The organism is Lysinibacillus sp. GW247-5R2A, assembly GCF_059424475.1.
The window spans coordinates 132,287-154,243 of the sequence record NZ_JBWKZL010000002.1 but is presented as its reverse complement, the minus strand read 5'-3'; the positions used below and the strand labels follow the sequence as shown (position 1 = coordinate 154,243).

Below are 21,957 nucleotides of genomic sequence, written 5' to 3'. Positions count from 1 at the left end.
AATACTAGCTTTTGAGCTCTTCATTTTCAGATGGAGTAGAGCGGTGTAGGATGTTATCTAGTATTCTACCAGTAATCGGCATAAAGAAGTGGAGGATGAACCCACCCAAAAAAACCGTTATGATTGTGCCAAAGCCAATTGGGCCTTTCACTATTAACGCCAGCACTAAAAACAGGATATAAATAGTCGTTCTTGCAAAAAAGATGCTCCTTTTCGTTAGCTCTTTAATTATTAAGGTTAATCGGTCAACAGGAATCGGTGCAAAATTCGTATGTAAATAGGTGGCAGTCCCTAACCCAATTACAACTAAACCAACACCAAAACAAACAACTTGACTATACCAAGCTACAGGTGTTAACTCATTGTGTAACAAAGATAACCACATATCAATCCCAATTCCCGTAATAAAAGCTGTAATAAAGCCCAAAAATTCGGGACTTTGTTTAGTTAGGATAGCATTACAGCCTATTAAAATAATGGCCAATATAATTTCCCAGCTACCAACTGTCAGCCCTATATTTTTAGATAGTCCTACTAAAAGAGCATCGAAAGGGGAAGTACCTAGATTGGATTGAATAGTTAAAGAAATGCCCAGCGTTAAGATAAAAATGCCTATGACATAAAAAACATATTTCACTTTTACAACCTCCCTTCATATTTTTATTGCATATACAACAAAATTAAGTTACATTCAATATATACTCTTTTTGTTGCATTTGCAATATAAAATCTATAAAGAGTTTTAAAGGAGTGTAATCAATGTCAATCAAATTAGCAAAATGTAGCTTAGGTGATTTAAAAAAACTCCAAGAGGTGAGTATTGAAACATTTAATGATACCTTTAAAGATCAGAATTCACCTGAAAATATGACTGCTTACTTGGAAAAAGCATTTACAGAGGATCGGCTGGAAAAGGAATTATGTAATGAAGCTTCAGAATTCTATTTAATTTATGACAATGATGTCATTGCGGGTTACTTAAAGGTGAATGTCAATGATGCTCAATCCGAACAAATGGGGAACGAGTCCCTTGAAATTGAGCGTATTTATATTCGGCAGTCATTTCAAGGAAGAGGTCTTGGCAAATATCTGATGAACAAGGCTATCGAATTAGCTGAAGCCCAAAATAAAAGTAGCATCTGGTTAGGGGTTTGGGATAAAAATGACAATGCCATTGGCTTTTATAAAAAAATAGGCTTTGTTCAAACTGGAGCGCACAGCTTTTTCATGGGTGAGGAAGAACAAATAGATTTAATTATGACAAAAACACTCATTTAAATTTTAAATGGCAGAAACGTTGATATCGCAACATTTCTGCCATTTTTCTATACATACTTAATATTTTTCTGCATGAACATCTAGATACCATCGCTCGTAAAAATAAAAACATTCAAGCCATAAGAACCATTCCGAAATGAAGCTCTTCTTTCTATTTCTTTGTAATATTTTATCATTAAAACCCTTTAATTAGTAATAATTTTTTATTGCTGGTACAAAAAACGACGTAATTTTCTATACTTTTACCTATTTCGATGGTTTATATTGCCATATAGGTCTTTAGACAGTTGAGTCATTTCCAAATTACCTATAATATGTAATTATTATTGAAAACGATAATCATTATCAATTGTATTCAATAATGTTTCCATTTACTTCTCAGTCTTTCTAATAAGGGAGACTCATTTTTTTAACAATGAGTGATAATGATTATCAATTAATAGTAAAAAGGCTCTGTGAAAGGATTGGTTTATTTCATGCAACAGATTGCTAAGCAGATTGCAGAAAATGCAACGTTTCAGGCGTTTATAAATTGTTATATACGAGAGGTGAGAAGCGGGCATTGGGTCAAAAAGGAGGAGTGGATTAAAGAACAACGACTATCAGCACTGATTACGGAGGCACATATATTTGAGCTTGAGTTACCAAGACAAAACATTCGTTTTGCCTTTGGTGTGGAATATAAATCTCTTGTCGGAAGACAGGTAATTGGTACGCCGTTGAAGTATTGTACCAAACAGAAACAATGGCTTGTCGAGGATAAATTATCGATCCTTATTACGCTCATTCAGGAACTACATTGGATGGCTAAGAGGGATAGCAGTCTTAATCTTTCTTCCCATTTTGACGAACTCATTCTTCGCATAATTGAGAGCTATCAAACGATGGCCAATTATATTGAAAAGAGTTTGGAAGGTGATAAGCAACCTGGAGCTAGCGGTACGTTTATTGAAGCGGAGCAGTCTCTCTTACTCGGTCATTGGCTTCATCCAACACCCAAAAGTAGACAAGGGATGGCAGATTGGCAACAAACCAGTTTTGCTCCAGAGTTACAAGGTTCTTTCCAACTTCACTATTTTCGTGTCGACCGTAAAATGGTGAAGGAGGCCTCCGTATTAGAAAAAAGTGCGAGTGATCACATTGTTCAATCGTTACTAACATCACAGCCTAATTTTGTTGCGTCAGTGAAGGATTGTTTCATTCCTGTCCACCCACTACAAGCACAATGGCTTCTACAGCAACAATATGTAAAAAAGGCGATTACTGAAGGATTCATACAATACGAGGGTGCACTAGGCGCTTTTTATACAGCAACCTCTTCAATCAGAACGGTTTATAACTCACAGGAAGAAATGATGTATAAGTTTTCAATCCCTGTCAAAATAACAAATTCATTGAGGGTCAATAGAACTCACGAACTTAAAGCTGGGATTGCTATGGCTCGATTAATGAATAAAATAGATTTTTTAGAAAATCATCCATCCTTTCAGATGATTCATGACCCTGCTTATATGACTGTCGAGTTTCCAAACCAGACGGAATCAGGGTTTGAGGTTATTTTTCGCTCAAATGTATTTCCTACAGGTCAAGATGAAGGAATCTGCATGATCGCTACGCTTGTGCAAGAGCCCCTGCTAGAAGAAAAATCAAAGCTATGTCAGCTCATCATGAAAATTGCTCAATCTGAACGCCGGTCATTAGAGAGTGTCAGTTTAGATTGGTTTAAAGATTATTGGACATGTGCGATTGAACCCTTATTAAGATTATATGATGAGCATGGGATCGCTCTCGAAGCCCATCAGCAAAACAGTCTATTAAACATCTCTTCCGGTTATCCAACCACATATTATTATCGCGATAACCAAGGTTATTACTTATCAAAAGCCTATAAAGATGTACTTCTTGCAATAGAGCCATCTTTACATGAAACAGAAGAGCTGTTTTACGAAGATGCTCTTATTCAAGATAGATTTACGTATTATTTATTTATGAATCAACTGTTTCCTGTTATTTCTCGATTTGGAGCGGATCAGCTTATTAACGAAAATGTTCTTTTGAAGTGGTCTATCGAACAACTGCACTTATTAGAAAACGAATTGACAGGTTTCGGGAAGGTATTTGTTCAGAACATTCTAAATCAAGAAGAGCTTGCCTTCAAAGCAAACCTTTTAACAAGGTTTCATGATGTAGATGAACTTGAAGCTGAACTTGAACAAGCCGTATATACGAAAATTCCAAACCCATTTGTTCGCCAGTATGAGGAGGCAGATTATGCAGCAGCTACAGCCTTTAGCTTCTAAAAGAGGAGAGCTACGTGTTAGACGGCAGCTTGTAGAAGCGATGATCTTTGAGGGACTAATCAACTATGAAGAAACACATTTGGATCAATGGACTTCAATTTTTACTCTTATTGGACAGACATACACCTTTCGCTGTGAGGGAAGAAGAATGGCATTTGATCGCATCCGAATAAAGGGAGATCATATTTTTCTAGTAAGCAAGGATGAGACGTTACAGGAGGCAACATTTGAGGAACTAGTCGATGAATTACTGACGAGTCGTCAAGATAAAGTTCGGTTACTGAAGGAGCTTCATTTAACGAGTAATCTTTGCGATTGGAATGATAGACATCTCCAAATGCCGATATCGAGAAGACATTCAAGCTATGAGGAATTAGAATCTGAAATTATGGAAGGACATCCGTATCATCCCTGTTTTAAATCTAGAACTGGTTTTACGATTGACGACCATATAGACTATGGCCCTGAAGGAAAGCAATCATTCACCCTTCAATGGGTGGCAGTGAGAAGATGCTATGTACGAATCGCTGTTCTTGAAGAAGAAGAGACCTTTTGGAAAAGAGAGCTAGGGCATTTACTGTGGGACGACCTTCTTAGCAAGCTTGCGAGTTTCAATGTCACATTCGAAAACTATACGTTCTTACCTGTTCATCCATGGCAATGGCGTACTATGAAACAGGAGCTTGCTGAATTAATGGAACAAAGAGATTTCATACCTTTAGATGTGAATGGAGATTACTATAGGGCAACTCAATCAGTGCGTACATTATGGAATTCCTCACATCCCCAAAAGGCGCAATTAAAATGCTCAATGAATATGGTGAATACCTCTTCATTACGAAAGTTACATGCTCATGCTGTTTGTGCTGCTCCTCATATTTCTGCATGGCTTAAACAGGTACTTCAAGCAGATGACTATTTGCAAAAGACTGTTATTGTCCTGGAAGAATATGCAGGCATTATTTTTGAACCGCATGCCACAAAGCATAGTAGTAAATTAGAAGGTCAGCTTGGCACCATATGGCGGGAAAGTGTGCGTGTGTATATGAAGGAGGAAGAGGAAGCAGTACCCTTTACGGTACTCATGATGATGGAGTTAGATGGTCGTCCGTTTATTGATGATTGGCTATGCCGATATGGAACGGAGGCGTGGATAAAACGCTTGATTGAAGTGAGTGTTATTCCAGTATGGCACCTACTTGTCGCTCACGGAATTGCAGTGGAGGCCCATGCGCAAAATATGATTTTATTGCATGAAAATGGGTGGCCGACTCGGGTTGTACTGAGAGATTTCCATGACAGTATCGAATATACGGAAGAATTCATAGCAGATCAAAACCTCATTCCCGATTTTGGAATGATCCATGACCGATTTAAAGATGCACCTGCCGATCATTATTATTGGATGTCTTCTGTAGAGGCTTTACGTGAGTTAGCGATGGATACACTATTCGTGTTTCATTTAAGTGAGCTATCTAATTTGCTAGAAGAGCAATATGGATATGAAGAAAAACGCTTTTGGAATCAAATTAAGGGCGGCATACAGAAGCACTTTGAACGCTTTCCATCTTTCCAGGCAAGAAATGAACAGCTTCAGCATACTAGCACACCTATTTATGTTGAATCCTTACTAAAAAAGAAAGTGCAAAATCAAGAAGAAGGTAATTTTCGCCATATCGTCAACAATGCGTTGGCACAAGTGAATGAAAAGGGGAAATCATGATGTTTTATGTCAATGATCAATTTTATACAGTAGAAGATATTGAAAAACAGTTTGATATATATGAACGTTTACCTCATCTAAAGGAATGTAACAATCGGAGATTAGCAATTTGTACGGATGATATTTTCCAATATATAGCTCTTTGTTTATTCATTCGTGAAAAAGGAGGGTCAGTTGTCCCAATCCATCCAGCGACGCCCAAAGAGGGGGCCATAAGAATCGCTTCGACAGCGGGTAGTCATCTATTATTGTTCCAATCCATTGATGATTTTATCGAATTATCCAATCTTTCCAATAACCAAGAAGGGGTATTAGTTCAAATGAGCTCTGGTACAACAGGAGATCCGAAATGCATTGAACGAACGTGGAGCTCAGTGGACGAGGAGATTGAAAGCTATGTTCAGACATTACCTGTTGATTCCTTGACAAATTCTATTGTTGCTTGCCCAGTTACTCACTCTTATGGTTTTATTTGTGGTGTCCTTGCTTGTATAAGAAGAGGAGCAAAGCCGGTTATTATTACGAATAATAATCCTAAATATATGTTGAAAAAGCTAAAAGAATATCCTCAGCACATACTCTATGGAGCCCCAGCATTACTTTATACATTAAGTCGATTATTACCGAGTGATCAACAATTTGATCGTGTGATGACGTCAGGGACTGTGATGCCACATAGCTGGTTAACATCATTACGAGAGAAATCTAACCAAGTCCTTCAGCAGTATGGATGCTCCGAATCAGGCTGTGTTGCGATTCACCCTAATGTGGAAGATCCGAAAGAAATGGGCTATCCTCTTCCTCATGTGAAGGTGACAGCTGGTGACAAACAAACACCAAGTGAGATTATCATTGAAACATCTACACAAACAATCTATACGAAAGATCTTGGCTATCTAGACAATAATATTCTTTCTTTTCTTGCAAGAATCGATGACACGATTAATGTAGCGGGCTTGAATGTGTATCCCCAAGAAGTGGAAAACGTGTTAATGGATGAGCCAAGAATAATCGAAGCAGTCGTATATAAGAAACAAGACCATTTATCAGGAGAGCGAGTTTGCGCACTCTATGTGTCTGCTGAACCGATCGATCAAATAGAACTAAGAAAGTGGTGTCGGAAATTTCTTGCTCCACATCAAATTCCGGTGGAGTTCGTGTTTGTTCATGAAATCGAAAAGCTACCTAATGGAAAAATAAGTAGAAAAAAACTTGGAGGCATACCCATATGACACGGCAACAACTGATCAAGAGCATCTATGATATTATGGAAAATTCATTAGAGTTGCAGACATTGTCTTCTTTTAATGAAGATGCCCGATTAAATGAGGATTTGTATATGGATTCCATTATGGTCCTTCAACTCATTCTTCATATAGAGTTGGACCTTGGCATTGCCATTCCTGATGAGGTGCTTGTTCCTAAAGATTTCAAAACAGTAGGGACACTAGCAAACTTCTTAGAAAAACAGCAAAAGGTAGAATAATCGGAGGCTAAAAATGATAAAAGTTCATTGTTTTGTAAGCTGTGTTTGTGAGGTTATTAAGAAGACCAAAGGCGTCGATCATAGGCCTTATTATTTTGGGGTATGGGATGCGGATTTCGATGTGCTTGATAATGGTGTGCTTACATACCACTCTGATGAAATTGATCATGATTTCTTTCAAACATGGTATGAAATGCTTTATGGAATTAAGCTTCACAAATGGTATGACGAAAATCAAACAAAACACGAAAATATAAATAAGCTACTAGCGTTAATAGAGCATAAATCTCCCCAGCAACATGTAATGGTGATGTTAGATTTATCAAAGCTTCCAGAGCGAGAGAATAAATTTCATCAAAGTCCATTCCCTCATTATGTGATGCTAGAATCGACAGAAAATGAAGAAGAGTGGTTTATGTATGACCCTGATTTTCGCTGGGAGGGGGTATTACCGAAGGAAAGAATTATAGCTGCCATCCAAGAGCCAACTGTCGGAGGAGGTTATTATTTTGATTCCGAGACAATCATTGCTCCAACTACAGAGACAGTTGAGGCCTATTTTCATACATGTATCAAGCTTCAGCGTAATCCATTGACAGATGCCATTGCTGAAATAATTAATGAGCATACTGCAGAAAATGACAAAGAAAGTATCTCGAAACTGCCGGCTGCCATAAAACAATTGCCAGTTATAGCGATAAGAAAATATGCATATGAGCATGCATTTGCATATTTTTGGGAAGCACTTGGCCGTGCTGAGGAAGGCTTTGACATATGGTGTGATGAAATTGAGCGTTTAGTGAAGGGCTATACAACGGTTCAATATCGAGTGATGAAACTTGCGATGACGCATGATCCATTATTAATAGAAGATATTTATGTGAAGCTAGAAGAACAAAATCTACTTGAGTTCAAGATTAAGCAAGGATTACAAGAATGCTTTCAAGCATGGTTAACACTACAGCACAAGAAAGAGGTCACGTTATGAAACTATCTATTTGTACAATCTCGTTTCGACACCATCTTCATTCAATAGATCAATTAGCTCACTTTGCCAAAGCACAAGGCTTTCATGGTATTGAGCTTTGGGGTGTTCATGCAAAGAACTTAGAAGATGATCTTCATTATGGAGCAGATTGGCTAAGATCCTTCGGTTTGGAAACGAGTATGCTTAGTGATTATTTACCATTAGAGGCACCGGTTGCTGAAATGATGGCTGAAACAGAGAGGTTATCTGCACTTGCAGAGCGCTGGGGAACAAACAAGATTCGTACTTTTGTCGGCAAGCAGGGCAGCTTAGAAACGAGTAAGAAGGAAAGAGAAGAACTTACTTTCAGACTTGAATTGATCTGTGATTATCTCGAGTCAAAAGGACAATACTTGCTTGTTGAAACTCATCCGAATACTTTGACAGATAATCTACCCTCAACCATTCAGTTACTCGAAGAAACGAATCACTCAAGCTTACGAGTTAACTTTGACGTTTTACATGTATGGGAATCAGGGATGGACCCAATTGTCGCCATGAAGCAACTTCGTCCTTATATTTCACATTTTCACTTGAAAAATATTGCCTCTCGCACACAACTGGATGTTTTTGCTCCACACAATGTCTATGCTGCATCAGGGACTCGAGAAGGGATGGTTCCATTATTTGAAGGGGCCATTGATTACGGTGAATTCCTAGCAGAAATAGATTCAAATGGGGAGATAGATGCTTCATTAGAATGGTTTGGATCAAATGTAAAGAATGTTTTAACAAAGGATATACAGGATATAAAGAAGGCTTTACAGCTAGTGCAAATTTAGTATAAGGCTATAGAGAATCCCAAGGAAAGCAGTTGTCACCTTTTCCTTGGGATTTCTTTTTTATATTGCTTTATTATTCTAAGCGATAGGTCTGGAAAGCAACTGATTACAAACGATCAGTTTTCAGCTTCCATACTTAGCTACATAGAAATAATTTTGGTCGCCACCGTTTGCTGAAATACTTGGTCATGCTCTACAAACACCATTGTAGGATTAAAGCTCTGGATGAGCTCTTCAATTTGTAGACGGGAATAGATATCTATAAAGTTTAATGGTTCATCCCAAATATATAAATGAGCTTTCTCACATAAGCTTTTGGCAATAAGAAGTTTTTTCTTTTGCCCACCTGAATAATGAGCAATATCCTTCTCAAATTGAATTCGATCAAAATCCATTTTACGAAGGATGGATTTAAATAATGTTTCATCAATCCCATGCTCTTCAATAAAATCAGATAATGATCCCTTCAAATGGGAAGTATCCTGCTGAACATAAGATATAATAAGACCTGAGCCTACATGGATGGTACCCGTATGCTGTATGTCGTTTCCATGAATAAGTTTTAAAATACTACTTTTACCGCTTCCATTTTTTCCATCAAGAACAATACGATCACCTTGTTCAACTTTGAAGCTTAATGGTTGATTAATCATGTGGTCATCATATCGAACAGATACATCAGTCAAAGTTATTAGTTCCTTTGACTGAAATGCCAATGGCTCTAGTTTTAATGACTCCGTTTTTTCTACATTTTTTAGCAATTTTGATTTTTCATCAATTGCTTTTTGCTGTCTTGATTCAATATGCTTCGCTCTCTTCATCATCTTAGCTGCCTTATGTCCGACAAAGCCTTTATCTAGCTTAGAACCAGAATTCGTCGTCCCATTTTTAGAAGCCTCAACTTGATTGGACCAGCCTGCCGAACGCTTCGAGGAATGCTTTAATCTTTCAATGTCCTTGTGTAGACGATGGTTTGTTGCTTCCTCATGTTCCTGCTGTCTATCAAAATTTAACTTCCATGAAGAATAGTTCCCACTTTGAACGTCAATATTGGCTCGATTGATGGAAAGGATATGGTCCACACAGCCATCTAAAAACGTTCTGTCATGCGAAATTAAAATAAATCCTTTTTTCTTCTTTAAATAGTTAGCGACAATTTTTCGTGCATCTGTATCTAGATGGTTAGTCGGCTCATCAATTAATAGAAATTGACCCTCCGTCAAGAAAAGGGCAGCAAGCAAAACCTTCGTTTGTTCTCCGTTCGATAATGTATAAAAGGGGCGATACATAACCTCAGCTTCTACATGTAGATACGATATTTCACGAAGATACTCCCAATCCTCTGCCTGCGGGCAAATCTCCTCGAAAATTTCATACGTATATTTGTTCCGATCTGCAACAGGGTAGGGGAAATAAGTAAAATCTACTGAAGCATTAATTTTCCCACTATACTCATATTTCCCTAATAATAACTGAAAGAATGTTGACTTCCCTCGACCATTTCTACCGATAAATCCTAGTTTCCAATCCGTATCTAATTGAAAGTTAACACCTTCAAAAATTGAATCAAAGCTACCTGGATAGGAAAATGTTAAATTTTGAACTTGTATCATTGACATGATAACTCCTCCTTTGTATAGGAATCCTTTATTCTTTCTTTTATACAAAGTCGGCATATCCATCTGGAATCCATGTCTCCGCATAAGTAGGATGGATATTAACGACTTATACGGAGATTTACATGTGTAACAATTGTGTCTAAATCGCTCATTTTCCACACTCCTTTTTAGAATTTTGATGTAACTATGAGAGAATAAAAAAATCCCCCCAATTGTCGTTGGAAGGATTAGTCGGTTACAGGTATTGATAAAGGACTTTTTTGCCATAGGAAAATGACGAAAAAAGTATAAACTGATTGATAAAAATGGACAGACTAATCCTATATTTTGTAGTTTGAAGTGATTGATTTCAACTTAAAATATAGTTTAGTTCATCATTGTTCATCCATCAGTCCTCTCATAATTGTATATTCATCGTACCAAATTTTTTCTTGAATTACAAATCAGCCTATTGTTCGCGTAACAATAGATGGGGCACAACACGAATATAAATGATTTCTCCTATAATTTCGACAATCGTTTGTGTAACGATAATAGCAGCCACTACTGTATGTATTGGATCTGGTAAAGATAGGGCCAAGGGTAGAACGACAAGCGAATTACGTGTTGAACCACTAAAAATTAAAGCTCGACCAGATGCAAGATCAAGTTTAAATCGTTTGCCAATAAATTTTGAAATAAATGGCATGATAAGCATAAAGGCCATGTAAACGGGAATGACCTTAACAATCAAATCAATGGATGTCGATAATTTCCCGATTTGTGAAGCGACAACAACAAATAACGTCAATGCCATAAAGGGAACTGGAAGCCAAGCAGAAAATTGAATGATTGTATGACCGACTACAGATTTTTTAGCAAGTAGCTGAACAATAATAGCGATGACTAATGGGATGACGATGAGCTCCAAAAATGCCTCTAGGAAAGGGCCCGCTTCAACTATTTCCGCTGCTTCATGTCCAATAAATATCCACAAGTAGAGAGGGAGTAATAGCATTTGTGTAATGAAAAGAATAGGTGTCGAAATCAGCATAGCTTTTTCATTTCCACCACCGAGTGCTGTAAAAACAATGACATAATCAATACAAGGTGTCAGTAATACCAAATAGACACCAAGTAATAAAGGTGGGTGGTTTGGTAAAAATAACGTTAGTAGCCATACAACCATTGGTACCGCTATATAGTTGACCGTTAGCAATGCCCCCAAAAAACGACCATTAGCAAAAGCTTCATTTAAAGAGCTGAAAGGAATTTGTGAAAACATGCTGTACATTAATAGCGCAATAACAAAAGAAAGGGTAAAGTCCAAGCGCGTGCCTATATTAGGAGCAAATAACCCTATAGCTCCTGCCAGTAATAAAACAAATACATACAGGGAAATTTGATTTTTTTCTAATGTTTCTCTTGAAATCATTGTAATTTTACTCCTATTTATTATAACTATCCGATAAACATTCCTCTATTAGGGTACCATATAATTTGAGATTGGAACTATAGTTCTGTTCAATCACCATAGATGGGGAGAAATACTAGGACTTCATTTTCTACATGGAAGTTCAAAGTTTATGGATGATTTCTGATACAATGAGTGTAAGGAAAAACACACTATACATATAAAAATGATGATAGAAAAAATGGGAGAAACCATGCAGAAAACCATATTAATTGTAGAAGATGAAGATATTTTACGTGAGATTGTTAAAGATTATTTACTAAATGAAGGATATGAGGTGCTAGAAGCAGCAGATGGAAAAGAAGCTTTAGCTCTATTTGAAGAACATGAAATTCATTTAATAATTTTAGATATTATGCTACCCGAGCTAGATGGCTGGTCAATTTGTCGAAGAGTTCGTAAATCATCCAATGTACCTATTATCATGCTAACAGCTCGTGTTGATGAAGATGACACCCTCCTTGGTTTTGAGCTTGGAGCAGATGATTATGTAACAAAGCCTTATAGTCCACCCATTTTATTAGCTAGAGTAAAGCGATTAATAGAGAGTCGCCACCGTTCTACAGAAAATGTTTTAAACGAAGATACTTTATCGAGCGGTGGCGTTCACGTCTATATGCCTTCACGTACAGTAACTGTAGAGAAAGAAATTATCAATCTGACCTATACGGAATTTGAAATATTAACGTATTTAATGCAAAATCAAGGGATTATTTTGACGAGAGAACAATTAATTATTAAAATTTGGGGGTATGAATTTGCAGGTGATGATCGCACTGTGAATAGTCATATCCGTAATTTACGTCAAAAGCTTGGTGAAAAAGCAAACTGTATTGTAACGGTTGTTCGAAGTGGTTATAAATTCGAGGGGAATTTATGAAAAAAGGCATCGTATTAAAATTATTTTTGCTGACCACCGCATTATGTACACTTATTTTAGCTATTATTTTTATTGGGCAAACTCTATTTTTTAAACAATATTATGAGAACAGAAAAGTCAATGATGTGAAAGCAAGTATTCAAACCTTCGAAAATGAATATAAAAAGAATGAGTCTGACACTCCAGCAATCCGAAAAATGGAAGAGAATTTCTATCTTCATCATACTTCATGGATTACTACGTTAGATAGTTCTGGAAATATTAAAAATGCAAAAGACTTCTTTTTAGAAATACAATTAGATTCATCCTCTCAAAACAATGAATTTTCGGGTCGTTTAATCCAGATTCCTTTATATAGTTTTATCGCTTTAGAAGATGTAGAGAGAGTAGCGTTCTTTTTGGAGCAAGGAAATCGAATCATTATTGATGGTGCCCAACAAGGAAATACAATACTTCCTGCTATTTTAACAATTGAAAAAGAAAATGTTGTTCTAGAGAATAGGCAACTATCGGAGCTGTTTTATGGGAAGCAAACTTCTCGAGCTTCAGGTTCACCCTTATATTTGACTGGCCATATTACAAATGTACAGTTACCAGAGCAAATGGTAGGAGCCAACTTTATTTATGCGAATCATGTGTTAATCGACAGAATCAAACAATTTCAAGTAGATTTAATAACCAATGACAGTTCTCATCATTTTAATTCCACAGAAATTATGGATTTTAAAGAGAATGGTGTAAGCTATAAAATCATCGTGAAACCAATAAAAGATTCAAAGGGTGAAAACAATTATGTTTTTACGTTGACATCTTTACAACCAGTGGATGAAGCTGTTCAAATGATAAAGGATTACTACGTATACTTAATTATCTTTGTATTACTCCTTATTGTGTTGGTTTCACTTTATTACTCTAAAAAAATTGCGCAGCCATTGTTACAAATAAATAAAACAACAGAAAAAATTGCGGATTTGGATTTTTCTGAAATGATCCCTGTTACTACCAATGATGAAATCGGTCATCTATCGCAAAATATTAATACACTTTCGAAAACCTTACACAGTTATATTGTCGAATTACAACAAGATATAGAGAAGGAAAAACAATTAGAAAATACACGTAAGGAATTTATTGCTGGCGTTTCACATGAATTAAAAACACCTTTAAGTATAATGAAAAGTTGTATTTCCATTTTAGAAGATGGAGTTGCTAGTAATAAAAAGGAATATTACTTTCAAGCAATGGCAAAAGAAATAGACCGAATGGATAGGTTGATTATTGATATGCTAGAGCTTGCAAAGTTTGAATCTGGTACGTATAGAATGGACATGGACATTTTCTATATGGATGAAATAATTGAATATATCATCGACCAATTATCGGTAGACATTTCGAAAAAGCAATTACATGTTCATCAATCCCTTTCTACTATTCAGGTTGTTGCAAATCAACCTAGAATTGAACAGGTATTAACAAACTTTATTAGCAACGCCATACGTTATACCCCTGAAAAGAAAGATATTTTCGTTTCAATGGTGGTTGAAGAAGAACATGTGAAAATATGTATCGAAAACAAGGGAGCACATATTGCTCCAGATCATTTAGTAAGAATATGGGATCGTTTTTATAGGGGTGATATCTCTCGTCAACAAGCTAAAGAGGGAACAGGACTTGGTTTAGCGATTTCCAAAAATATTTTAGAATTACATGGTGTTCCATATGGCGTCACGAATACGAAAGATGGTGTTCTGTTTTACTTCTCTTTAAAGAAAAGCGTGTAGAGTTTTTTTATATCTACACGTTTTTTTATTAAATATTGATTATATCTGCATTTAATCTTGATCAATCTTCCTTACTATTTTCAATGAATTGAAAACGGATAAGGAGATTTTTAAATGAAGAAAATAGTAATATGGCTGGTAATTGTTTTGTTAGTAATGAGAATAGGAATTAGTGTGCTACATCTGAAAGCGGAAAAACAACCGCCTATACAAGACTTTCATTTGAGCGATAAAATAATCGTCATTGATCCAGGGCATGGTGGAGGAGATAGAGGAGCAAGAGGAGAGGTATTAGGTACAATAGAAAAAGATTTGAATTTAAAAGTTGCTCACAATATAAAGAAGGAACTAGAAGGGAGAACGAATGCAACCGTTATTTTAACACGTGAAGATGATAATAGCTTACTCCCAGAAACGAATCAGAAAGAAGAATTACGTGCACGTGTCAAAGTAGCTAAAGATTATTCCGCTGACTTATATATTTGTATTCATCATGATGCATTTGATGATACCACTGTGAGAGGGATTACTACCCATTATGGAACGAGTAAAAACAACGACAAGCAATTAGCAAAAATGGTACAAAAAGCGATTTTTAATCAAAACATAGCTACACGGGATCGCGGTGTTCAGGAAAGTGATTTCCATGTGCTCAGAGAAAATTCTGCACCTGCCATTTTAATGGAGTTAGGATTTATATCAAACGAAGATGATGAGATGCTAATGAATTCACCAACCTTTCAAGCGAAGACGCAACAAGGTATAGTAGATGGAATTATCGAATACTTTAATTAGACAAATAAAAAACTATTCTTTCTTATATTACGAAAGAATAGTTTTTTCAATTTTACATCATTTAAGGGCTTTATCAAATACTTTTACAAGTTCGTTGGCGTCCTTCGAAATGGCTAACAGTATATAGTGATCGTTTGTTTTCAGGATATGTTTTTCTATTAAAAAATGCTCTTCTGGTAGGTAATCTTGGAAGCTTTTCGATTTTGTTGCAATTCGATGGGTCATCTTCTCCGTAATACTATTGATATGTTTTAGATCCTTTACTTGAATCACTACAATTTCATCTGCCTTTATGTTGGTAGGAGCGGTATAAAGGACAAAGCTTTCCACTTCATCCATAGGTAAGCCGTATAGCTTTTGAAGCATCTTTTGGTCGCCTTGTTTCATTTCTTCTAAGTGAATGGCCTGTTGCATTTGTTTTCCGATTTCTATCGCTGCTGGCAGCTTATCGGAGGTGTTTTGATTGCTAGAACAGCCATTTAAGACACCTAGCATCATCATGCAAATAATAATGGTAAAAACAGAGTTCATTTTTAAAAATCTCATTGGGTAGAGGCTCCTTTTCGTTTATTTAGATAAATTCGTTATGGAAGGGTCCTCAAAAAACGTCATGGCATTGTATAGCAGCAACAATTCATGGATGTTGTTATTTTGTAAATATAAAGCAACGCCCTCATTAAAATATCTAAGGTCAATTACATGGATTTCACTATAATGAGGAAGTAAAAATGGTAATAACGCATTGGCATACGAGTCCTTAATCACCAATAGTTTTTTTCCATTAGTATTTTCAGTAGTCATCTTCACTAATGGGTGGTTTCCATTGAAAAAAACTGAATATTTATCTTTTTTCTTAATGTTTTCCATCTCGTAAACTGAATTTGAGGTTACTCCTTCATCCATGTATGCTACTTTATAATCAATCGCTTCCTTTGGCTCATATAATTCAATGCTATCGGGTTTTATATGGCTGAAGCCTGTTTTTGAATAGAGTGATCCATAAAAATGATGAGTTATTTTATTTATGGTAAATGACTCTTTTTTGTGAGGATTGAAATTCAAACTTTTGCTTAATTCAAGGTATGCATAAAAGGCTCCTTTGGTTGTCCAATGATGATCCGTTTTATAATATAGTTCTTCCTGTCTTTTGGAACTTAGAAGCGGATATACATCGATAAAATGTATGTCTGTATTTAAAGATTTTCTCACTTGATTAATCGAAAAAAGCTCATCTTCCGAAGAAATATATTTTGGGAGGGCATCCTTTAGCATACTAATGGCTGTAGGAACTAGCATGACGTGCGTTTTCACAGCTGGATTGGCAAGTTGAAAAGTATTAATGGCATTTATTTTACTATTCATATCTTGTTTTTCTGGTCTAATAAATTTTTGCAGTAAAATATCATTTTTCCCTATATATACTCCGTTAAATTCTTTCTTTCCAATTGTTCGATCGATATTTGATTTCAAGCTTATCCAAAAATCTCTGTATAAAAATTGGTCCGAAATATATTTTTCATAGGTAGGCGTGAAGTTTTTATCTAAAAGATTTTGAATCGAGAACGGTGGAAATTGTTCTAGCATTCTATTTTCCGAGTCAGAATAGGTTCTATTGGGCGTCAATACATTTATACAAAACATGCCACCTATAAATAATGACAATAAACATGCCAATATGCGCTTGTATAGTTTTTCATACGAGCTCAAGCGATTCACCTCCATCTAAATTAAGATCAAAATCGAAAATATAGAAATGGATTATATGTGTCGTTTACTAAATATGCAGTGGAAAGAACTGCGAGTATTACATAAAAGATTGGAGTTCCAATGGCACCTAGCCATTTTGTATTTCTTCTCATTTGTTCAAGTAGCCTTTTAGGGAAGGGGGTTGAACAAAAAACGGAAATGATAAAAAGCAGACAATTAGTTGTTAAGTAATAGAGAGTGGTATGATCCAATAAAATGGATTGGTTAACACCAAACATAGTACCGATATAACCAATGGCAACGGATAAATGATCGAATTCGAAAATTACCCAGCCAATTAATACAATACAAAGTGTATACACATGTGCAATTATGGGGAAGCAGCCTTTTAGGTATTTGAGAAGAAATACCTTTTCAAGTGTGATCAATAATCCAAAATAGAGACCCCAAATAACAAAATTCCAACTAGCCCCATGCCATAAGCCGGTTAAAAACCACACGATGAACAAATTTCTAAGCTGTTGGCGTATACCTGCCCGATTCCCACCAAGAGGAATATATACATACTCTCTAAACCAGGATCCTAAGGAAATATGCCACCTCCGCCAAAATTCGGTTACACTTTTAGATATATAGGGATAATTAAAGTTTTCAGGAAAATCAAAGCCAATCATTTTTCCTAGGCCCTGTGCCATTGCTGAGTAGCCCCTAAAGTCAAAATAAATTTGGAAGGCGAAGGCAATAATACCCGTCCATGCTGTTAAAATAGTCAACTCATCCAAAGGAGTGGTTTTAACGCTCACCCAAAGAAGTCCAATATTATTCGCTAACAGTACTTTTAGCGCAAGACCTCGAATGAATAATTCCATCCCCTCGCCAAAACGATCGAATGTTACTTTTCTGTCATGCAATGATTGTTCAATATCGCTATATTTTACAATGGGACCTGCCACAAGCTGAGGAAACATCGTGATATAAGCACCAAAAGCAATAATATTTTTTTCCGCACGAACTTTCCCTAAATATACGTCTATTACGTATGACATCGTTTGAAAGGTATAAAATGAGATGCCAATAGGAAGGGGGAGCGTTTCAACCTCAATATCCAAGTGAAAAATAGTATTGATATTGTCCACGACAAAGCCATAATATTTAAAAAATCCTAGTATCGCCAGATTGATGATGATGGATTGGATAAAAAGTACTTTCCTAATAATCTGTTTATTTTTATATTTATCTATAAGAACACCATTTATATAGTCAAATACAGTGGAGAAAATCATCATAACGATATAAACAGGTTCTCCCCATGCATAAAAAATAAGACTGATAACAAATAATACAAAGTTCTTTAAAGTCTTAGGCGATAGATAATACAAACATAGTGCTAATGGAAAAAATACATATAGAAAAATTAAGCTACTAAATACCAAATTTCCTCTCCTCCTAAATAGGAAATGCTACTGAACAAAAGTTTTCAATTGTTCAAGGAGCAGCTTGTAGAAATCAGCTTTGAAGTGTACACCATCTTCTACATGTAAATCACTCCGTTTTTCAAATATTGAAGACAAATCAATGAACTCTACTTCTTCAGTGAGGGCTAATGCTTGAAGTTTTGTATTATACGCATCAATATGTTTATATTGAGGATACTCCTGTAAAGCTTCCTCAGTCACAGGCGTAACAGATAAAATATGAATATGTGCACTCGGAAGTTCCTTTTTTATCTTTTGTATGAATGCAGAATAATGATCAATTGAAAACTGAATGGGGTCATTGACTGGCTTTCCGTCAAGGTCCATTCGTATGAGTAGATCATTAATACCAAAGTTCATAAAAACATGGTCAGGATTTTGTGCTACCACATCATCAACATCTGTTTCTAAGGCTAGTACTGTTATTTTTCCTTTATCGGCAATCACTTTTGTATCATCGATTAATTCTTGATTGAAAAATCCTTCTGTAATAGAATCTCCTACAAATAAACTATTTTTGAAAATAGAATCATACATAAAATCATCCGAAATTATTTTGTTTTCCGCATTTTCTGGAGTTGTAATGCCTTTTTTGTTATCTACACAGGCGGTAGCAGTCAGTGCAATTGCCCCCATTAGTAGAAAAATACTTACCTTCTTTAACATTTTGATCTTCCTCTCGATTTTTTAATTTGTAAGCCATAGTCTTGTACAAGTTTTCTTCACCTACAAATTAGAGATTAATTGCTTGAGATAAAGATAAAATGCAGATAAGATTGAAATCATTTAAAGAAAAGGGGAATGGTTCCCCTTAATGGCTTACATCCTTCAAGTTGGTAATTGTCCCTAAATAACAACGAATATTGATATATAAAATAAAAACTTAATTATTTTAAACTCCGAATTAACATTTTTAATTTTTATAAACAAAATATTAATTTTTGTTATTTCCTTTTTAAATTCTTTGGTATATAATCAAATCAACTGAAAGAAAGGAATTTCATTATGGCCTATCAAGTAATCACAAATTGTCCTGTTTGCAGTGAAACTTTAAAAATTACCAAGTTGCAGTGCTCTCACTGCCACACTACGATTGAAAATGAATTTGAATTATCGAAACTGGCATCCTTATCAAAGGATCAGCTTCATTTTGTGGAAGTATTTTTAGCGTGTAGAGGGAATATTAAAGATGTTGAAAAAGAACTTGGAATTTCCTATCCAACGGTTCGAGGAAAGCTAACAGATATTATTTCATCCCTTGGATATGAGCAGAAGAAGAAGAAAAATGAAGTAGACAAAAAGAATGTTGTTACCCTGCTAGAAAATGGCGAAATCACAGCAGAAGAAGCCATTAAGCTTTTAAAAGAAGAATAGGAGGAATAGATCATGAAAGAGGAAATTGCACGAGTATTAACGATGGTTCAGGAAGGGAAAATTGATGCAGAAAAAGGTTCTGAACTAATTGAAGTATTGCAAGGTAAAGATGACGCGGGACATAAGCTTTTAGATAAACCAGCTAAATATTTAGATAAAACGTTAAAAGTACGTATTGTTTCAACTGAAAATGATAACGTAACGGTTAATTTACCCATCAAGCTAGTGAAAGTTGTTTTAATGGCTGGTCACAGCATTGCAGCGAGTATCCCTCAATCAGAAAAATACGTGAAAGATTTAGATATCAATCTTATTATGGAAGCTATTGAAAATGAATTAGATGGACAAATCGTTGATATCAAATCAGCAAACGGTGATTCCGTTGCAGTTTACATTGAGTAGTGGCTGACGAATGATGTTTGTAAAAATAAAAGCAAAAGACGTTCGTTTTACACTTCCCGTTCCATACGCAATGTTAGACATGGCTATTGTCATTTTATCCTCAAAATTGCTACAAAAAAATGTGAATAAATGGACAAAAGAGTATTTTGAAAGAAAAAAATTCGACTTTACATTCCCGCAAATTGACAAGAAAACCCTTAAGCCCATCGTCAGGGAATTGAAAAATTATAAGGGGATCGTGCTAGTAGATGTTAAAGCTCAGGACGGTACAGAAGTTAAGATTAGACTATAATCTTCCATAGCAAAACCACTTACCCAAGCAAAAGTAGGTGGTTTTTTTGTATTATTTACCACAGGAGCTATTGAAATAGTAGTAAAGGATACAGCATATATTGAACTTTATCCTCTGAAATAGGAGTAGGCTAGACATGTTCATGACCAAACGGCAAATCATAGAGAGGTATACAACCTCCCAAAAGTACAATAACCATGATAAATGAGGAGAATGCTATGACGTATTTTAATCGAGTATTGCTGTTAGGAACTGGGCCAACAGCCATTCAATTAGCTGTAAATTTTAAACAGTATTTTATGAGTAAAATAGCTATTGCAGGTCGCCAATCTATACGCTCTCATATGGTCTTTGAATCTATCATACAACATCAGCTGACACTCCAGGTTTCCGTTCAAAACAGCCAACATCAGCCTGTAGCCGGAGAAAGTACAGTCGATGAGCTATTTAAGGGCTATCATTCCATAAATGGCAAGTGGGATACCGTTGTTTTATGTGTTACGACAGATTCCTATATTTCTGTATTAGCCGAAATAGAGACGGATGTGTTAAAGGAAGTTAGCTGCTTTATTTTAATTTCACCAACATTCGGCTCTAGTCATTTAATTACCAATTTTCTAAAGAATCTATCTCCACATGCCGAGGTCATTAGTTTTTCAACTTATTATGGAGATACTAGATGGTTGGATGACATTCCTTCCAATAAAGTAGTGACAACAGGGGTAAAGAAAAAGGTTTATATTGGTTCCACTCATTCAACATCAGAAATAGTAGATGAACTATGTACATTATTTAACCAATTGGGAATTCAATTGAAAAAAGTTCCATCTCCGCTCGAAGCAGAAACAAGAAATATCTCTTTATATGTACACCCTCCTTTGTTAATGAATGATTTTTCATTACAAGCTATATTTGATGAACTAAACACGCCAAAATATGTGTATAAACTTTATCCTGAGGGTCCTATCACGTATACAACAATCCGTCATATGCTAAATTATTGGAAAGAAATGATGGCAGTTGTGAATTATCTCCATATTCAACCACTCAATCTATTAAAGTTTATGGTGGTTGATAATTATCCTTTGCATCCGGAAAGTATTGATAGACAGGAAATAGAGAATTTTAATCAGCTGGAGCCCATCCATCAAGAATATTTGCTCTATATTCGTTATGCCTCTTTGTTAATTGATCCATTCTCTAAACCAGATCAAGATGGAAAGTACTTTGATTTCTCAACAGTGCCTCTTCGGAGGATTTTTATTAATCAAAATGGCGAATGGGATGTTCCCCGAATGCCAAAAGAGGATTATTATCGAGTGAAAATCATACAAGGGATTGCCAAAGCGTTGAAATTGAAAAGTCCAACGTTTGATAATCTAGTACAAACCTATGAGGAAAAACTGCGACAAGTAGTTGCATCCTCAGATCTTAAAACTTATTCAGATGCCTTTCAAGAAAAATCTTTTTCACAAGACATCGAAATGATAAGCAAGGAATTAATGTCAAATCCAAACATAAAAGAGTGATAATTATTGTGGCAAATTATATAGAGACACCTTCTTTAAAAGATGTATAATTAT

The 21,957-nt window shown here is 35.7% G+C and carries 21 protein-coding genes; 14 read left to right on the top strand and 7 right to left on the bottom strand.

Annotated elements, in window-relative coordinates:
- Window positions 1-4: 4 nt before the first annotated feature.
- Window positions 5-637, bottom strand: a complete 633-nt coding sequence (locus AC07YC_RS04400) for a YczE/YyaS/YitT family protein (protein WP_494918489.1) — start codon at window positions 635-637, stop codon at window positions 5-7.
- Window positions 638-759: 122 nt separating this feature from the next.
- Between AC07YC_RS04400 and paiA the strand changes: the two genes are divergently transcribed.
- The 7 genes from paiA (at window position 760) to AC07YC_RS04365 (ending at window position 8,596) form a co-directional block, all read left to right on the top strand.
- Complete coding sequence (gene paiA, locus AC07YC_RS04395; RefSeq protein ID WP_426760946.1) at window positions 760-1,278, top strand: spermidine/spermine N(1)-acetyltransferase; 519 nt, start codon at window positions 760-762, stop codon at window positions 1,276-1,278.
- 476 nt (window positions 1,279-1,754) lie between these two features.
- A complete protein-coding gene (locus AC07YC_RS04390) occupies window positions 1,755-3,578 on the top strand; it encodes an IucA/IucC family protein (protein WP_494918488.1) in 1,824 nt (607 codons plus the stop codon).
- Window positions 3,550-5,301 (top strand): IucA/IucC family protein, encoded by a 1,752-nt coding sequence (locus AC07YC_RS04385; protein WP_494918487.1) that lies wholly within the window; start codon window positions 3,550-3,552, stop codon window positions 5,299-5,301. Before AC07YC_RS04390 ends, AC07YC_RS04385 begins: the two co-directional genes overlap by 29 nt.
- On the top strand, window positions 5,301-6,533 hold the full coding sequence (locus AC07YC_RS04380; RefSeq protein ID WP_494918486.1) for an AMP-binding protein: 1,233 nt from the start codon (window positions 5,301-5,303) through the stop codon (window positions 6,531-6,533). Before AC07YC_RS04385 ends, AC07YC_RS04380 begins: the two co-directional genes overlap by 1 nt.
- The gene (gene asbD / locus AC07YC_RS04375; protein ID WP_008177745.1) at window positions 6,530-6,787 is read left to right on the top strand and encodes a petrobactin biosynthesis protein AsbD; all 258 of its coding nucleotides are present in this window, start codon (window positions 6,530-6,532) and stop codon (window positions 6,785-6,787) included. Before AC07YC_RS04380 ends, asbD begins: the two co-directional genes overlap by 4 nt.
- A gap of 13 nt (window positions 6,788-6,800) precedes the next feature.
- Window positions 6,801-7,775: a DUF6005 family protein gene (locus AC07YC_RS04370; protein WP_336634571.1), complete on the top strand. Its 975-nt coding sequence runs from the start codon at window positions 6,801-6,803 to the stop codon at window positions 7,773-7,775.
- Entirely contained in the window at window positions 7,772-8,596 is an 825-nt protein-coding gene (locus AC07YC_RS04365; RefSeq protein ID WP_494918485.1) for a sugar phosphate isomerase/epimerase family protein, read from the top strand. Before AC07YC_RS04370 ends, AC07YC_RS04365 begins: the two co-directional genes overlap by 4 nt.
- 140 nt (window positions 8,597-8,736) lie before the next feature.
- On the opposite strand, the gene AC07YC_RS04360 is transcribed toward AC07YC_RS04365, so the two are convergent.
- Complete coding sequence (locus AC07YC_RS04360; protein ID WP_494918484.1) at window positions 8,737-10,215, bottom strand: Lsa family ABC-F type ribosomal protection protein; 1,479 nt, start codon at window positions 10,213-10,215, stop codon at window positions 8,737-8,739.
- A 448-nt stretch (window positions 10,216-10,663) separates the two neighbouring features.
- Window positions 10,664-11,629 (bottom strand): arsenic resistance protein, encoded by a 966-nt coding sequence (locus tag AC07YC_RS04355; RefSeq protein WP_494918483.1) that lies wholly within the window; start codon window positions 11,627-11,629, stop codon window positions 10,664-10,666.
- A gap of 232 nt (window positions 11,630-11,861) precedes the next feature.
- On the opposite strand from AC07YC_RS04355, the gene AC07YC_RS04350 reads away from it, so the two are divergent.
- The 3 genes from AC07YC_RS04350 to AC07YC_RS04340 all read left to right on the top strand — a co-directional run bounded on the left by AC07YC_RS04350 (window position 11,862) and on the right by AC07YC_RS04340 (window position 15,124).
- Entirely contained in the window at window positions 11,862-12,548 is a 687-nt protein-coding gene (locus tag AC07YC_RS04350) for a response regulator transcription factor (protein WP_494918692.1), read from the top strand.
- Window positions 12,545-14,329 (top strand): HAMP domain-containing sensor histidine kinase, encoded by a 1,785-nt coding sequence (locus tag AC07YC_RS04345; protein ID WP_494918482.1) that lies wholly within the window; start codon window positions 12,545-12,547, stop codon window positions 14,327-14,329. Before AC07YC_RS04350 ends, AC07YC_RS04345 begins: the two co-directional genes overlap by 4 nt.
- Window positions 14,330-14,443: 114 nt before the next feature.
- Entirely contained in the window at window positions 14,444-15,124 is a 681-nt protein-coding gene (locus AC07YC_RS04340; RefSeq protein WP_494918481.1) for an N-acetylmuramoyl-L-alanine amidase family protein, read from the top strand.
- A gap of 57 nt (window positions 15,125-15,181) precedes the next feature.
- Here the strand turns inward: AC07YC_RS04340 and AC07YC_RS04335 are convergent, their stop codons facing one another.
- The 4 genes from AC07YC_RS04335 to AC07YC_RS04320 form a co-directional block, all read right to left on the bottom strand.
- Window positions 15,182-15,670, bottom strand: coding sequence for a DUF4358 domain-containing protein (locus AC07YC_RS04335; RefSeq protein WP_494918480.1), 489 nt, complete (start codon window positions 15,668-15,670; stop codon window positions 15,182-15,184).
- A 21-nt stretch (window positions 15,671-15,691) separates the two neighbouring features.
- Window positions 15,692-16,594 carry a DHHW family protein gene (locus AC07YC_RS04330; RefSeq protein WP_494918479.1) on the bottom strand — a complete coding sequence of 301 codons (903 nt, stop codon included), beginning with the start codon at window positions 16,592-16,594 and terminating at the stop codon, window positions 15,692-15,694.
- Window positions 16,595-16,857: 263 nt separating this feature from the next.
- Entirely contained in the window at window positions 16,858-18,264 is a 1,407-nt protein-coding gene (locus AC07YC_RS04325; RefSeq protein WP_494918477.1) for an MBOAT family O-acyltransferase, read from the bottom strand.
- A gap of 27 nt (window positions 18,265-18,291) precedes the next feature.
- Window positions 18,292-18,972, bottom strand: a complete 681-nt coding sequence (locus tag AC07YC_RS04320) for a GDSL-type esterase/lipase family protein (RefSeq protein WP_494918476.1) — start codon at window positions 18,970-18,972, stop codon at window positions 18,292-18,294.
- Window positions 18,973-19,311: 339 nt separating this feature from the next.
- Here AC07YC_RS04320 and AC07YC_RS04315 point away from each other — a divergent pair, with 339 nt between their 5' ends.
- The 4 genes from AC07YC_RS04315 to AC07YC_RS04300 all read left to right on the top strand — a co-directional run bounded on the left by AC07YC_RS04315 (window position 19,312) and on the right by AC07YC_RS04300 (window position 21,903).
- Complete coding sequence (locus AC07YC_RS04315) at window positions 19,312-19,680, top strand: DUF2089 domain-containing protein (RefSeq protein ID WP_008177755.1); 369 nt, start codon at window positions 19,312-19,314, stop codon at window positions 19,678-19,680.
- Between the two features lie 12 nt (window positions 19,681-19,692).
- Window positions 19,693-20,082 (top strand): SHOCT-like domain-containing protein, encoded by a 390-nt coding sequence (locus AC07YC_RS04310; protein ID WP_494918475.1) that lies wholly within the window; start codon window positions 19,693-19,695, stop codon window positions 20,080-20,082.
- A 10-nt stretch (window positions 20,083-20,092) separates the two neighbouring features.
- Window positions 20,093-20,374, top strand: a complete 282-nt coding sequence (locus AC07YC_RS04305; protein ID WP_036227172.1) for a hypothetical protein — start codon at window positions 20,093-20,095, stop codon at window positions 20,372-20,374.
- A gap of 218 nt (window positions 20,375-20,592) precedes the next feature.
- The gene (locus tag AC07YC_RS04300; protein WP_494918473.1) at window positions 20,593-21,903 is read left to right on the top strand and encodes an opine metallophore biosynthesis dehydrogenase; all 1,311 of its coding nucleotides are present in this window, start codon (window positions 20,593-20,595) and stop codon (window positions 21,901-21,903) included.
- Window positions 21,904-21,957 lie beyond the last annotated feature (54 nt).

Excerpts from the sequence above, each read along its gene's own strand:
- paiA (WP_426760946.1), top strand. The coding sequence starts at position 760 with ATGTCAATCAAATTAGCAAAATGTAGCTTAGGTGATTTAAAAAAACTC.
- AC07YC_RS04390 (WP_494918488.1), top strand. The coding sequence starts at position 1,755 with ATGCAACAGATTGCTAAGCAGATTGCAGAAAATGCAACGTTTCAGGCG.
- AC07YC_RS04385 (WP_494918487.1), top strand. The coding sequence starts at position 3,550 with ATGCAGCAGCTACAGCCTTTAGCTTCTAAAAGAGGAGAGCTACGTGTT.
- AC07YC_RS04380 (WP_494918486.1), top strand. The coding sequence starts at position 5,301 with ATGTTTTATGTCAATGATCAATTTTATACAGTAGAAGATATTGAAAAA.
- asbD (WP_008177745.1), top strand. The coding sequence starts at position 6,530 with ATGACACGGCAACAACTGATCAAGAGCATCTATGATATTATGGAAAAT.
- AC07YC_RS04370 (WP_336634571.1), top strand. The coding sequence starts at position 6,801 with ATGATAAAAGTTCATTGTTTTGTAAGCTGTGTTTGTGAGGTTATTAAG.
- AC07YC_RS04365 (WP_494918485.1), top strand. The coding sequence starts at position 7,772 with ATGAAACTATCTATTTGTACAATCTCGTTTCGACACCATCTTCATTCA.
- AC07YC_RS04360 (WP_494918484.1), bottom strand. The coding sequence starts at position 10,215 with ATGTCAATGATACAAGTTCAAAATTTAACATTTTCCTATCCAGGTAGC.
- AC07YC_RS04355 (WP_494918483.1), bottom strand. The coding sequence starts at position 11,629 with ATGATTTCAAGAGAAACATTAGAAAAAAATCAAATTTCCCTGTATGTA.
- AC07YC_RS04350 (WP_494918692.1), top strand. The coding sequence starts at position 11,862 with ATGCAGAAAACCATATTAATTGTAGAAGATGAAGATATTTTACGTGAG.
- AC07YC_RS04345 (WP_494918482.1), top strand. The coding sequence starts at position 12,545 with ATGAAAAAAGGCATCGTATTAAAATTATTTTTGCTGACCACCGCATTA.
- AC07YC_RS04340 (WP_494918481.1), top strand. The coding sequence starts at position 14,444 with ATGAAGAAAATAGTAATATGGCTGGTAATTGTTTTGTTAGTAATGAGA.
- AC07YC_RS04335 (WP_494918480.1), bottom strand. The coding sequence starts at position 15,670 with ATGAGATTTTTAAAAATGAACTCTGTTTTTACCATTATTATTTGCATG.
- AC07YC_RS04320 (WP_494918476.1), bottom strand. The coding sequence starts at position 18,972 with ATGTTAAAGAAGGTAAGTATTTTTCTACTAATGGGGGCAATTGCACTG.
- AC07YC_RS04315 (WP_008177755.1), top strand. The coding sequence starts at position 19,312 with ATGGCCTATCAAGTAATCACAAATTGTCCTGTTTGCAGTGAAACTTTA.
- AC07YC_RS04310 (WP_494918475.1), top strand. The coding sequence starts at position 19,693 with ATGAAAGAGGAAATTGCACGAGTATTAACGATGGTTCAGGAAGGGAAA.
- AC07YC_RS04305 (WP_036227172.1), top strand. The coding sequence starts at position 20,093 with ATGATGTTTGTAAAAATAAAAGCAAAAGACGTTCGTTTTACACTTCCC.
- AC07YC_RS04300 (WP_494918473.1), top strand. The coding sequence starts at position 20,593 with ATGACGTATTTTAATCGAGTATTGCTGTTAGGAACTGGGCCAACAGCC.